The following is a 13,802-nucleotide window of genomic DNA, read 5'->3' on the forward strand; positions in this document are numbered from 1 at the left end:
GCGAGGAGGCTTGCCGGCCGCCCAACAGGTGCGGGAGGTGTCTGGACTGCGGACCTCCAGTGGAGAGTTTCGGAGGTTAACACTTACGCTGTATGAAAGGTATGGTCTGTTTCGAACTGTGAAAGTTAAGTTAATATTTAATTAAAGTTTCCCAAACTTTCTTTTAGTTTAAGCACCTCTTCTTTTGTCAGGGTAACGCCTTTGCCCATTTTTTCATGTTCTGGTGCCCAGTCCCTTAAATCGTATTTTGGATCCCTTCCATTCCAGCTGACGAGATTGAGTTCTTTCGTCAAGCCTTTTGGTGATTCGGAAAGGACTGCGATTGTTTCGATGATTTCATATTGAATAGCCATCATTATTCCTCCTGCCTATTTAATAACTAAAACTTGGCTCGCTGCTCGTTGCACAATCGTGCCGCTCACACTCCCGAGGAAGAGTTTCTTTAAATTACTAAGTCCCCGGTGCCCGACAATAACCATATCAATTGCATGTTCCTCCACATAATCACAAATCGCAACACCAGGATTTCGTTGGGAAAAGTCGGTAATGATTTCAATGTGTACTGTGTATCCGGAAGCTTCTAATGCCTTTTTGATTTTCTCGAGCTTCGGGTAAATCATTTCCGCATCATTCATCGATAAGTTACCGCTCGCAGCCGTATTATTAGTCGTAATCCCTGGTGTCACTACCGTTACAATATAGAGCTGGGAATTTTCAACTAATTTTGCTTGAATTTTTGCTTCATCAATTGCTTTTCCGCTTAATGCTGACGTATCATAAGCAACAAGAATTTTGCGGACCATAGACTTTCCTCCCCTTCTATTTCTTTATTTTAACAGATAATTGCATATTTCTACAATAATCGCATGAACAGGAACCTTAGAAATGCAATTCATTTTCTTATTTGCACCGCTTCTAGTATGCTTCATTTAGATTGAATAATTGCAGATGAAAGGGGGTAAATAATGAAACAAGTTAGTAGTAATGTCATTCAGTTCCGCGGGAGCCATTATGACTTTGGTCGATTTCAAGGCAGTGAATTAGTTAACTCCCCAATCCTTACCGCTCGAAGAAGGCAATTGAAAAAACGAGCAAAACACCATTATATTGTTGATGAAGAAAAAATTAGACCCATTATCCAACACTTTAATCCCGGCATCTGGGAAGAATTGCTCGGTCTTGCTGATGCTCTTGAAATAAGCACGAAAGAAGCACTCCGCGAATTTGGAGGTTATTATTTCGAATACGGAAAGAGCGGTTGCTCGATTCTAACGGGAAACCAGTTCATGATTCGAAACTATGACAATGACCCCATCACTTATGAGGGTCGTTATGTACTTTATGCACCAACTGATGGCGGATATGCAACGATCGGCCCCTCCATGCAGATTACTGGACGGACGGATGGCCTGAATGAAAAAGGGCTTGCCATCGGTTACAACTTTATTAATAGACTTCGCTCAGATGATGGATTTATTTGTAACATGATTGCGAGACTCGTTCTTGAAGTTTGCGCAACCGTCGATGAAGCAATTGAAATGCTAAAGGAAATTCCCCATCGCCACTCCTTCAGCTACTCCCTCGTTGACGCAACTGGAAAAACACTTGTTGTTGAAGCCTCTTCAAGCGAAGTTGTCACGAGAATTGGAACAGTCTGTACGAATCACTTCGAGAAATTAACAAAAGAGAATCGATACCGGATGGATGATTCCTTACGCCGTTACGAGGCAATGGCTACTCAACAAGCGGAAATTGGTAACGTGTACGATGCATTCCGTATATTAAATGATACAGACAAGGGAGTTTTCTCAAAAAATTATGGAGCCTGGGCGGGAACCATTCATACAGCAGCATATTTACCGGAGCATATGCAAGCTTGGATTGCCTTTGGCAGTGACCGCTTGCCACTTATTTTTGATTTTAAAAAGTGGCTTGCCGGAACCAGTGTAAATGCTAAGCAAATCAAGGGGGAGCTTGAATCGACAAATGGATTTATCAACGAATAATTGATCTCTTTTCCTCCATTCCTTCATTTATAGTTCCTTTTTTATTAATATATGGTATATTTTAAAAAAGGAATTTTAGTGTGGAGGAGAATGGTAGATGAGTTTACAAGATTTACTAGATTTTAATCAAAAGTTTGTAGAAGATAAAAGCTATGAAGCGTATCGGACTGACGTATACCCGAATAAAAAAATGGTCATCTTCACGTGTATGGAATCAAGATTATTAGAACTCTTACACCGAGCACTTAATCTTGAAAACGGAGATGCGAAAATTGTTAAAAACGCCGGAGCTATTATCCGTAAACCTTTCGATAGTATTGTAAAAAGCATTTTAGTTGCAGTTTATAATTTGAAAGCTGATGAAGTAATCGTCATCGGTCACCACGATTGCGGTATGTCAAATGTCGATGTTGACGCGTTGAAGCAAAGAATGCTTGATCGCGGCATTAGCGAAGAACGCCTTAATACATTAGAATATAGTGGTATCGATTTGGATGAAGAGTTTCACGGATTTACGGAAGTGGAAAACTCGGTCACGCAAAGTACGGAAATCATCCGCAATCACCCATTACTACCCGAAGGAATTAAAGTACACGGCCTCGTGATTGACCCCCATACAGGAAAAGTTGATGTTGTAACTAGAGACGGAGAATAACAAAAGCGCAGAACGGATGTGACTAGTTTTATTTTATAGTTATGCCATGCAATAATTAAAAAGACTGAGACGATTTTTAAATTTCGTCTCAGCCTTTTCTTATACTTTGCGATCTTTAATATAAAAGGACATAATGAACCCGATTAAAGATATGATTCCCGCGAAAACAAACGATATATTCACTCCATGAATCATTCCTTCAATGCCCTCTTCTGGTATCGTAAAGGTCGTCATAATCGTTATCGGAAGGGCCGTTCCGATCGAACCTGATACTTGGCGAAGCGTATTGTTAACCGCTGTTCCATGAGAAATCAAATCCATCGGAAGAACGTTTAATCCCGCTGTCGTCACCGGCATCATGACCATGGATATACTGACCATTCGTAAAGCATGGGTTACGGCAATATACGTAAATGACGTTTCCGGTGTCAGGACGGCAAACATAAACGTTGAAACCGTTAAGATAAGCATCCCTGAAACCGCCAGCCATCTTGCACCAAATCTGTCAAACATCCGGCCTGTGATTGGGTTTAACAATCCTTGAATGATCGCACCTGCGAGGAGGGCAAGCCCAGATTCAAATGCGGAAAAGCCAAGCATTGTCTGCATATATAATGGTAAGACAATTGCTGCACCAATTACCGCAATGAACGTAATCATCCCGATTATCGTTGTAATGGTAAACATTTTATATTTCATAACTCGGAACTCCAAGATTGGTTCATCGAGTTTAAACTGACGGGTAATAAACCAAACTAGCGTGATAATACCTACGCCAAACCCGAGTAGAACTTCTGCACTTCCCCATCCAGCACTTCCGGCCATACTGAAAGCATAAAGAATTCCTCCAAAACCGAATGTCGAAAGTATGATTGAAAGAACATCCAATCTTGGTTTTGTCTGCTTCGTTACATTCTTTAACACAAAATAAGCGAGAATGATGTCAATAATCGCAATCGGCAGAATCATCCAGAACAACCAACGCCAGGAGGCTACCTCGACAATATAACCCGAAAGAGTTGGTCCAATCGCCGGTGCAAATGCGATGACGAGACCGAACATCCCCATTGCAGTTCCCCGTTTTTCAATTGGAAAAATAAGCATGAGAATCGTCTGCATAAGCGGCATCATAATACCTGCACCCGCTGCTTGGAAAATCCTTCCCAACAAAAGTAATTCAAAACTTCCTGAAATTGCAGCTGTAAATGTTCCTAAAGAAAATAGGCTCATTGCTGTTAAAAATAGGGTACGGGTCGTAAATCGCCCAATAAGAAAAGCAGTGATTGGTATCATGATTCCATTAACAAGCATGAAAACCGATTGCAACCACTGCACGGTATTTTCCGTTAATTCGAGATCGATCATTATTTTAGGTAGTGCAGTTCCGAGTAAAGTCTGGTTCAATATTGCAACAAACGCACCAGAAATAAGAACAATAACCAATGGTACCCGATTAAAGTTTTGTATATCTTGACCTTTTGATAAATTATCTCCCATATATTTATTCCTTCTTTCCTCATTCTCTTGACAAGTATACGTAACTTTATATTTTATCACTGGTTTTGCCGGGAAACAATTTTAATGACCATTACAATCCTTATCTTCGTTACCATTTATTCCTTTTATTCAGCGTAAGTGTCCGAAACTTTCTACTGGAGGACCGCAGTCCAGACACCTCTCGCACCTGCTGAGCGGCTGGTGAGCTTCCGCAGGCAAGCTTACCTCCGAACAGGTAGTTCTAATGCCGGCGTTGGTCACAGGACGTGACCGTTCTTAGCCGGCCTCCCGCAGGAGTCTCGAGGTGTCTGGACTGCTACCAGGAAAAACCTAATTTAGAACGCTACTTATTATTCCAAAGATATAATTTTATCGTGACATGGCACTGGAATATATTAATAATAATTATCCCAACCAGTTCAGTTGCCCGGTGGACGGTGACTCCTCCGGGAACAGCACGAGTCTGGAGACCCCTTAGTGCTCAGCCCGAGGAGCTCTAGCAGTGCCTAAGGATGCGCATCCGTCCACCGGGCAACTGAACGGCGATTAGAAAGCAAACCATGAGAACGTGCAAAACACTTACGCTGAATGAATGGAATTTTTGGCTTTTGTAAAATATTACAAGAGGATACTCAACCGTTTCGGATAGTGAAATTCGGGCAATAAGTTTAGGGGGCTTCATTTTTGGATAAGTTAATATATATCACAATGAAAAGGAGACTGACATCAATGAAAAAACTTTTTTCATTACTTACCATTCTACTATTATCCACCATTCTTGCAGCCTGTGGAGATAATGATGAAGTAACAAACCCACCGCAAGATGACACAACGACAGAAAATCCTGATAATGGTGCAGCAGATGATAACACGAATGAAGACAATCAAACAGATAATAACAACGAAGCAAATGGAGATAGTGATAACGCCGATTTTACAAGTGATTACATCTTTACGAGTTTCGATTTAGAAGTTGATATTGAAAACAATGATGATGCAGTTGATGTCGATTATGACGTGGACGATGATGATAATGAAATCGAAGCATCTTATGTGAACAAACCGGACAATATCAATTTACGAGGCAATGAAGCAATGGATGAGCTTGATAGCATCTTCACTTCCTTCGAATTCGATGAAAACACTCCAGACGAAGAAGTGATCAACGAAGTGCTTCAAGCATTCAACATTCCAGAAGATGCTGCTAAAGTGGATTTGGAAATCGAATTCGGTGATAATGTAGAAAAAGAATACAGAAGATAAACTAAAACTTCATTCAGACGAGGTTTCCATGCCTCCCCCACCTTCTCATTTTAGGTTTCCCTCATGTTTAGAGGTAGGGGTATTACAGACCGTTAATGCGTGAAATAATAACAATCGCACCGCTTTTTTTTGAGCTGGTGAGATTGTTATTTTTTCACGAAACCATTTTCCGTAATCAAATATTCTACCGGAACATCAAAAGACTCTTTTGGTACTTCTGCAACTAATTGTCCGGAATAAAGCAGAGAGACTGTTCGATTTGGATAATCTGTGAGAAATCGGTCATAATAGCCACCGCCAAACCCAACTCGATATCCCCGTTCGTCAAAGACAAGGCCGGGTACTACAAGGAGATCAATTTCCTGCTTATCCACTTTCACTGTTTCGGAAGGATTTGGTTCACGAAGATTGAAATAACTTGCTTCCAGTTGTTCAAAGTGATCAAGCTTATAAAAATCAAGCCTTCTTACGTCCGGGACACACTTCGGAACGACGACCGTTTTTCTTTCTTTCCATCCTTCTTTAATTAAAGCTTCTGTATCCCATTCAAAACCGGCAGATACCGTAATACCGACTGTGGTTGCCTGTTTCCAGAGTTCAGAATTAATGAGATTTTGAATAATTTCCTTCTCAATTTCCGCTTTCTTCTCCATGTCTAGATTTGTTAAGTTATCTTTTGCGAGATTTCTTAGATTTACTTTATCCAATACCGTCCCTCCTTCTCTTTTTTAAAACAAGCCGACAATTTTTCCTTCAGGAGTGACATCAATATTTACGGAGGCCGGATTCTTCGGCAAACCTGGCATTGTCATTACCCTTCCCGTCAAGACAACGAGAAATCCTGCCCCTGCGGATACTTTCACTTGTTGGATTGTAATATGGAAATCCTGGGGTGCTCCGAGTAATGCCGAATCATCTGATAAAGAGTACTGGGTTTTTGCCATACAAATCGGCAGCTTATCATATCCCAACTTAACAAGCCTCGTGATTTCACGTTCGGCTTCTGCTGACAGTTCAATCCCAACTCCGCCGTATACTTTTTGCACAAGTTTTTCAATTTTTGTCGTGATCGAGTCTTCCAGACTATACGGATGGCGCAATGTACTCTCTGTTTCACAAAGCTTTACAACTTCACGTGCGAGGTCTTCTGCACCTTTTCCACCCTGTGCCCAGACGTCAGAAAGAACGACTTGCACACCAATCTCTTCACATTTCCGCTTTATAATGTTGAGTTCTTCATCTGTATCTGTCGGAAATTTGTTAATTGCAACGACGGAAGGAATGCCAAATACGTTTTGCATGTTTTCAATATGCTTAAGTAAATTTGGTAAACCTACTTCAACCGCTTGGACATTTTCTTCATTCAGATCGATTGCAGCTATTCCACCATGCAGCTTTAAAGCTCGAACAGTTGCAACAATTACCGCAGCATCTGGTGCGATATTCGCCATCCTGCTTTTAATATCGATGAATTTCTCTGCTCCTAGATCTGCTCCAAACCCAGCCTCTGTTACCGTATAATCCGCATATTTTAAAGCAAGCTTTGTCGCCATGATACTATTACAGCCATGTGCAATATTTGCAAACGGACCACCATGGATGAGTGCTGGTGTTTTCTCCAGTGTTTGTACGAGGTTCGGTTTTAAAGCATCCTTTAATAAGGCCGCCATTGCTCCGTGGGCATGAAGCTCGCCTGCTGTCACAGGCTCATCATCATAAGTGTAGCCAATAATAATATTTCTCAGCTTCTCCTTCAATTCCTTAAGATCATTAGAAAGGCAAAGGATAGCCATAATTTCAGAAGCGACCGTAATATCGAAGCCATCTTCTCGAGGTACACCGTTTTTTTCTCCGTCAAGCCCATTTACGATATGACGGAGCTGCCTGTCATTCATGTCGACAACCCGTTTCCACGTAATTTTTCTTGTATCGATATTTAGTTCATTTCCTTGATGGATGTGGTTATCGATCAAAGCAGCCAGAAGATTGTTAGCGGCTCCGATTGCATGAAAGTCACCAGTGAAATGAAGGTTAATATCTTGCATTGGAACGACTTGAGCGTATCCACCGCCTGCTGCTCCTCCTTTTATGCCGAACACTGGACCAAGCGAAGGCTCACGTAAGGCAATCATCGCTTTTTTCCCGATTCGCTTTAGCCCGTCACCGAGTCCAACTACCGTAGTCGTTTTCCCTTCCCCAGCTGCTGTGGGATTGATTGCAGAAACTAGGATGAGTTTACCATTAGATTCATTGCGCATTTTCTCAAGGGCAGTGAAATTTACTTTCGCTTTGTAATTTCCGTATAGTTCAATGTCACTCGCGTCAATCCCCGCTTGTTCTGCAATCTTTGTTACCGGCTCCATTTCAACAGATTCTGCAATTTCAATATCTGTTTTATAGGTCATTTGCTTCTTCCTCCTTTATAATCATCCTTGCCTAACTAGTTCCATTGCCAGCTCATTGCTTTCATACAGCGTGAGTGTGCCTAACCCTGAAACTTTCTACTGGAGGTCCGCAGTCCAGACACCTCTCGCACCTGCTAAGCGGGCGGCAAGCCTCCTCGCGCTATCGCGCTGCGGGGTCTCGCCAGGCTTACCTCCGAACAGGAAGTTCTAATGCCGGCATTGGTCACAGGACGTGACCGTTCTTAGCCGGCCTTCCGCAGGAGTCTCGAGGTGTCTGGACTGCTACCAGGAAAGGCCGAATTTGAATCACTGTTTAATATTCTGGAAAAGTATACTCCTTATCGTGGTCGAATAATTTCTATTTAAAATAACCATCTTACCAGTTCAGTTGCCCGGTGGACGGTGACTCCTGCGGGAACAGCACAAGCCTGGAGACCCCGCAGGGCGGTAGCCCGAGGAGCTCTAGCAGTGCCTAAGGATGCGCATCCGTCTACGGGACAACTGAACGGCGATTAGAAACTCCAGTCTAGAGAATGCGCAAAACACTTACGCTGTATGAAAGCAATGGGCGGTGCTTTTAATTTTGGATATTTAAAATCATTCGGATGGTATGTATTGTGTGTCCTTCGAGTTCGTCGTCGAATTCGGAAATTTTATGGAAACCTTTTTGCTTATAGAATTGGATTGCTCTGTTGTTCTGGCGTTCCACATGAAGGGAAATCTTCGTTGCGGATAAATGGTTCATTCCGATTTGCAAAAGGGCGCTTCCGATTCCTCTTCCTTGATATTCTGGATGGAGATAGATCGCATGCAAGTGGATACTATTGTCGGAATACACTTGTGAATAATTAGCAAAGCCAATGAGTTCTTGATTGCTTAACGCAACATAAAAGTTCGAACTGCGGCGCTGTTTTTTTAATGTTTTTATACTGTAAGCTTGACTCAGGAAACTATCCTGAACCCCTGATGGAATGATTCCTGCATAAGTTGAATTCCAGCTCCTTTTCGCAACTTCTTGGATCGCTGGAATATCTTTTCTTTTCATTTTACGGATGGTTAGGTACATATTTTTCACCTTATCATTTATTTCATGTTTCATGTTCATTTCCGTTTCGCTTTCCGTTCCTGCTGTTCTTCAAGGATCGCTTGTCCAACAGATGAAGCCTCGATTCCTTTTTTTACTGCCGCAGCAATAACGAAGTATAAAATAAGGAAAGGTACAATGAATAAAAATAAATTTATTAATGATGCAACAATTTCCACAACCTTACCCCCTCAATCTTTATTATACTTATTTATCTAGCTCGGTTCCATCTATTTTTATTCTTGATTCTTTTGTAATTTGACCCATAATTCCGGGTCAGTCATTTGAATTTCTTCCACAATCTCATCAAGATCCATCGGAGTGATGAAATAGATTGGATAATCCTCACTCATTTTCTTTGCAGCATCAAAAAAATAGCGGACGCTTCCCGGAAATTCTTCATCCATCAGCAAGAGACTAACATCACTTTTCTCCGCAAACCATTGGTTTCGCGCCTGAAATTGATAAGGACCTTTATAGTCACCGACATATAACGGCTTGTAAAAGTCTGCCGTCATAATGATTTCCTGATATTTCTCCTGAAGCATCTCGGGCCAACGCTTGTCCTGATTTTCAAATGCAGGGAAAACCGCCAGATTAACATCATACTCCTCTTCTTTTAAATCAAGTACGACTTCAGCTGTCCAGAGTTCCACTCCCATCTGTCCAGAGACAATCACCCATTCCACTCCTTCTTCCATAAATCCGATAACCCTTTTCTTTATCGCTTCTTTAATAATATGAACTTTCGGATCGTTTTCTTTAAAAATTCCCATTTCAAGGGATTTATAGCCACTTACATGTAATACTTTCATTTTTTCACCTCTTATGGTGCATTGATTAAAAATAGGCTGGAACCATTACGTTCCAGCCTAACCTCTTTACTATCTTAACACCATTTACCTGGCTTTTTCCAATGATTCCCGTGATGCATACCGCAGCCCGGTTGAGTTGCGCCCATTACTTGGCCTGGTCCGGCTCCAGGGCCCATACCCATTCCACCTGGCCCCATACCGCCCGGACCACCTGGCGGGCTATATGCGCCGGCTACTTGCCCTCCTGGTCCTGATGGTGTTTCAAAGGCTCCCCCGAATTCATTCACACTGTTCCAAGTGTTTTGTACGGAAGTAGAATGTGGATAAAAATGTTTATTTTTCTGTAAATGATGATTCATAACTGTCGTATGAGATGGGTGCACATGATTTACCGTACTTTCAGAGAATTGGTTAACACAGTTATGCTTAGTCGGATAGATAATTGTTTTACATGCCTGACAACCACAATGGCGTCCATGTTGATGCCGCATAAAATAATCCCCTTTCTGTTATAGATTCACTACTAACCTATGTCAACACCTAAGGGGATGTATAAGCAAGTACCCAGTAAAGGAAAAATATATGGGATTTACGCTTGGTACCCGCTTTAGTCAAACGCTAATAATTCATTATTTATCTCTTCACCTTCACAATACCGCTCTCAAGCTCAAGGATAGGATCTGTCCCCTCGAAATAGCGGACCATCATATACATAGGTATGATATTCACCTGATTCACCGAGTGGACAGACATCAAATGTTACAATGTCTTCGATGAAATGTTTATCTATTTCTCTTCCAAGCCAAACGCTTGGGAGCTTGTTCTCATCCAGTTTTACAATTTTACTTTTATACCCAGCGTCGACAAAATCAATGAGCAACTTAAGCGCTTCTTCCTGCTCGGTCCAGAGCGGATAATAAGCTTTTAAGTCAACCGATTCAGCAAGCTTTTCTCCCCATTCCCGGTGTCCTTCCAAATAAATATCCCCATATCCTATTCCTTCAATTTGATAATCTTTTTTTATTTCTTCCAGTTTACGTTTGTAATCCGCTGTGTAATTTTCGAAATCGGTAACGACCCATTCAATCGGTATGTTTAAGCGCACTGCTTGATCTTCCAGCCGGTCTAGCTTTTCTCCGTGGGCAACTGTTTCCCCGCTTTTGCTCCAAACAGTCGTAATAAGGCAAACGACCGTGTTCCCTTGTTCTAGCAAACGGTGTAGCGCAAACATTGAATCTTTCCCGCCACTAAACGATAATGCTATATTTGTCATCAGCTCTTTCTCCTTCCATTATATTACCTTGTATAAAAGCCAGGCATTCCGGCATCACCTGGCTTTTTGTTAATTTTGTCCATTTTTTTCTTTTAATAAATCGCGGATTTCGGTAAGTAGTTGTTCCTGTCGATCAACTTCTTCTTCCTCTTTTTCTGCTTCCTCTCTCCGTTTAAATTTATTCAATACACGGATAGCCATGAAAATTGAAAATGCAATAATCAAGAAGTCAACAAATGATTGAATAAAACTTCCATACATAATTTCTGCATCCCCAAGCGTTATTTTCAAGCCGGTGAAATCAATGCCACCTGCTAACATACCAATAATTGGTGTAATAATATGATCAACAAAAGAAGTGACGATGGCGTTGAACGCTGCTCCAATCACAACTGCTACTGCCAGATCAATGACATTCCCCTGAAAAGCAAATTCTTTAAACTCTTTCCACACGCAAATCCTCTCCATTCCTTTTGAGCTATTTTTTATTTTTTCAACATAAATGATTGAGAAATGCACTTATTTCAGTACTTTTATGATTATATGATATTATAGATGGTAGAATCAAATAGGAGCTGAAGTGAAATTGTGGAAAGACAATCGATTCAAGGGTTTAACTGCCAATGATGTTAAGCAGGATGTGGTTGCTGGTATTACAGTTGGTATCGTTGCAATCCCCCTTGGTATGGCATTTGCAATTGCGTCAGGAGTGAAACCGGAATATGGCCTATATACGACAGTCATTGCGGGAATTCTTGTAGCATTGTTCGGGGGTTCGAGATACCAGATTGCCGGTCCAACAGGAGCCTTCATCCCTATCCTGCTTGCGATTGTTTTAGAATTCGGTTATGAGGATCTGTTGATTGCAGGATTTATGGCAGGAATCATCCTCATGGTCATGGGGTTTTTTAAGTTAGGGAATCTGATAAAATTCATTCCCCGCTCGGTCACAATCGGGTTTACAGCTGGTATTGCCGTCATCATCTTTTCAGGACAAATTGAAAACTTCCTCGGTCTAGAGGGCATGGAAAAGAAGGAATATTTCCATGAAACGATGCTGCAGATTTTTGAAAAACTGCCGACAATAAATTGGTACAGTATTTTAATTGCAGTTCTAGGAGTTCTCATTCTTGTATTTATACCACGATTTTTCCCGCGCGTCCCCGTACTATTAGTAGCACTGATTATTCCCGCACTACTTGCTTATGTATTTTTTCCAGGTAAAGTGGCAACGATTGGCACAGCCTTTGGAGGCATTTCGCAAAGTTTGCCCAGCCTGCAAATCCCGGAAATTACATGGAATAAGATTATCACTTTGCTGCAACCAGCATTTGTCATCGCAATGCTTGGCGGGATTGAATCCTTACTGTCTGCTGTTGTTGCTGATGGAATGACAGGGAAACGGCATAATTCCAACCGTGAGCTGGTTGGGCAAGGGCTTGCCAACGTCGTAACACCGCTTTTTGGAGGTATACCGGCAACCGGTGCGATAGCCCGTACGGCTACGAATATTAATAGTGGAGCCATCAGTCCATTATCTGGCGTATTCCAAGGTGTATTTGTATTAGTTACGATTCTTGTTTTTGCACCATTTGCTTCACATATTCCGCTTGCAAGTATGGCACCGATTCTGATGCGAGTGGCACTTAACATGAGTGAATATAAATCATTTTCCCATATTATACGCTTGAAATCGAGCGACTCTTTAGTCTTAGTCGTTACGTTCCTGCTGACGGTATTCGTTAATTTGACTGTTGCAGTACAATTCGGATTACTGCTCGCTATGGTTTCATTTGTGAAACGAATGAGTGAAGTACTTGGTGTCGAAAAAGTTATTCCAAGCCATTTAAAAGACGAGCAAGTTTTAGAAAATGAGAAATTGGCAGCAAAATGTCCGCAGCTTGCCTTTTTCACGATTGAAGGGCCATTATTCTTTGGTGCAGCTGATAAATTTGAATCCATGATTACCCGTTCGATTAACCAAAAGCCAGAAGTACTCATTTTGAAAATGAAGCATGTTTCTTATATGGATGCAACCGGCGGAAATAACTTAACCTCCCTTATCCGCGACTTCAAGAAAACTGGCGGAACTACTCTGTTTGCAGAGGTGAACCCAGATGTGCTTGAAGCTATAAAGATAAGTGGATTATATGAAGAAATTGGTCGAGAGCATATCTTTAATGACGCGAGCAAGGCGGTCGACTACGCATTAGAAATCATCAGCGTCCCAAATTGCTCACGCTGCGGCAAAAAAGCAGCAAACGCCTGCCAAGTCTTCCAAGAAAGTAAAAAACTCCAATCTTCCTGAGCGGGACACTGGGGTCAGAGCTTTTGTCCCACTTCCCCGTCTTAAATATTTTTTAAAAAAGTTTGCAATCAGCAAACGATGATGCTATACTTGAAGTAATTATTTGCGTTCGGTGATAATAAGGATAGAAATAACACTGGTTGTTATCGTCTTGAATTGGCAACTTGAACAAAAATAGTAATAAACGTGCAACACGCACATGGAGGTATTTTAATGAACACAGGTTCAGTAAAATGGTTTAACGCAGACAAAGGTTTCGGTTTCATTGAAGTTGAAGGTGGAGACGATGTATTCGTACATTTCTCAGCTATTCAAGGCGAAGGTTTCAAAACTTTAGAAGAAGGTCAATCTGTTTCTTTCGATATTGAAGAAGGAAACCGCGGACCACAAGCAGCAAACGTTGTTAAATTATAAGACGTATTAAAAAAAGCCTCTCCCGAATTTCGGGGAAGGCTTTTTTTATTGTTTTAAACTGGGACAAGATCTCTGACCCCAC

The 13,802-nt window shown here is 41.5% G+C and carries 16 protein-coding genes; 5 read left to right on the plus strand and 11 right to left on the minus strand.

The genetic code is table 11. From position 1 onward, the window contains the following. Window positions 1–137: 137 nt before the first annotated feature. Entirely contained in the window at window positions 138–356 is a 219-nt protein-coding gene (locus tag L3V42_RS00560; protein ID WP_238470990.1) for a YdbC family protein, read from the minus strand. A 12-nt stretch (window positions 357–368) separates the two neighbouring features. Then, on the minus strand, window positions 369–803 hold the full coding sequence (locus tag L3V42_RS00565; protein WP_235761111.1) for a universal stress protein: 435 nt from the start codon (window positions 801–803) through the stop codon (window positions 369–371). A gap of 162 nt (window positions 804–965) precedes the next feature. On the opposite strand from L3V42_RS00565, the gene L3V42_RS00570 reads away from it, so the two are divergent. Then, window positions 966–2,006 (plus strand): C45 family autoproteolytic acyltransferase/hydrolase, encoded by a 1,041-nt coding sequence (locus tag L3V42_RS00570; protein WP_235761110.1) that lies wholly within the window; start codon window positions 966–968, stop codon window positions 2,004–2,006. A gap of 97 nt (window positions 2,007–2,103) precedes the next feature. Then, the gene (locus tag L3V42_RS00575) at window positions 2,104–2,661 is read left to right on the plus strand and encodes a beta-class carbonic anhydrase (protein WP_235761109.1); all 558 of its coding nucleotides are present in this window, start codon (window positions 2,104–2,106) and stop codon (window positions 2,659–2,661) included. Window positions 2,662–2,760: 99 nt separating this feature from the next. Here the strand turns inward: L3V42_RS00575 and L3V42_RS00580 are convergent, their stop codons facing one another. Continuing rightward, the gene (locus tag L3V42_RS00580; protein WP_235761108.1) at window positions 2,761–4,158 is read right to left on the minus strand and encodes an MDR family MFS transporter; all 1,398 of its coding nucleotides are present in this window, start codon (window positions 4,156–4,158) and stop codon (window positions 2,761–2,763) included. 729 nt (window positions 4,159–4,887) lie between these two features. Between L3V42_RS00580 and L3V42_RS00585 the strand changes: the two genes are divergently transcribed. After that, the gene (locus L3V42_RS00585) at window positions 4,888–5,421 is read left to right on the plus strand and encodes a YusW family protein (RefSeq protein WP_235761107.1); all 534 of its coding nucleotides are present in this window, start codon (window positions 4,888–4,890) and stop codon (window positions 5,419–5,421) included. A gap of 146 nt (window positions 5,422–5,567) precedes the next feature. Here L3V42_RS00585 and L3V42_RS00590 read toward each other — a convergent pair whose 3' ends face one another. The 8 genes from L3V42_RS00590 to mscL all read right to left on the minus strand — a co-directional run bounded on the left by L3V42_RS00590 (window position 5,568) and on the right by mscL (window position 11,451). Further along, a complete protein-coding gene (locus L3V42_RS00590; protein WP_238470991.1) occupies window positions 5,568–6,128 on the minus strand; it encodes a 5-formyltetrahydrofolate cyclo-ligase in 561 nt (186 codons plus the stop codon). 21 nt (window positions 6,129–6,149) lie between these two features. After that, window positions 6,150–7,826, minus strand: a complete 1,677-nt coding sequence (locus tag L3V42_RS00595; RefSeq protein WP_235761105.1) for a formate--tetrahydrofolate ligase — start codon at window positions 7,824–7,826, stop codon at window positions 6,150–6,152. Between the two features lie 577 nt (window positions 7,827–8,403). After that, complete coding sequence (locus L3V42_RS00600; protein WP_235761104.1) at window positions 8,404–8,931, minus strand: GNAT family N-acetyltransferase; 528 nt, start codon at window positions 8,929–8,931, stop codon at window positions 8,404–8,406. Next, a complete protein-coding gene (locus L3V42_RS00605; protein WP_235761103.1) occupies window positions 8,928–9,089 on the minus strand; it encodes a hypothetical protein in 162 nt (53 codons plus the stop codon). The genes L3V42_RS00600 and L3V42_RS00605 overlap by 4 nt, the downstream gene beginning before the upstream one ends. Window positions 9,090–9,146: 57 nt before the next feature. Further along, entirely contained in the window at window positions 9,147–9,725 is a 579-nt protein-coding gene (locus L3V42_RS00610; protein ID WP_235761102.1) for an SLOG family protein, read from the minus strand. Window positions 9,726–9,799: 74 nt separating this feature from the next. Further along, a complete protein-coding gene (locus L3V42_RS00615) occupies window positions 9,800–10,216 on the minus strand; it encodes a spore coat protein (protein WP_235761101.1) in 417 nt (138 codons plus the stop codon). A gap of 176 nt (window positions 10,217–10,392) precedes the next feature. Further along, window positions 10,393–10,998: a Dph6-related ATP pyrophosphatase gene (locus L3V42_RS00620; protein WP_235761100.1), complete on the minus strand. Its 606-nt coding sequence runs from the start codon at window positions 10,996–10,998 to the stop codon at window positions 10,393–10,395. A gap of 69 nt (window positions 10,999–11,067) precedes the next feature. Beyond that, window positions 11,068–11,451, minus strand: coding sequence for a large conductance mechanosensitive channel protein MscL (gene mscL / locus L3V42_RS00625; protein WP_235761099.1), 384 nt, complete (start codon window positions 11,449–11,451; stop codon window positions 11,068–11,070). Between the two features lie 127 nt (window positions 11,452–11,578). Here mscL and L3V42_RS00630 point away from each other — a divergent pair, with 127 nt between their 5' ends. Continuing rightward, window positions 11,579–13,306, plus strand: a complete 1,728-nt coding sequence (locus L3V42_RS00630; protein ID WP_438822738.1) for a SulP family inorganic anion transporter — start codon at window positions 11,579–11,581, stop codon at window positions 13,304–13,306. Between the two features lie 213 nt (window positions 13,307–13,519). Next, complete coding sequence (locus L3V42_RS00635; protein WP_156854769.1) at window positions 13,520–13,720, plus strand: cold-shock protein; 201 nt, start codon at window positions 13,520–13,522, stop codon at window positions 13,718–13,720. Window positions 13,721–13,802: the final 82 nt, after the last annotated feature.

The organism is Oceanobacillus alkalisoli, from assembly GCF_022213125.1.
GTDB classification, from domain to species: domain Bacteria; phylum Bacillota; class Bacilli; order Bacillales; family Amphibacillaceae; genus Oceanobacillus; species Oceanobacillus alkalisoli.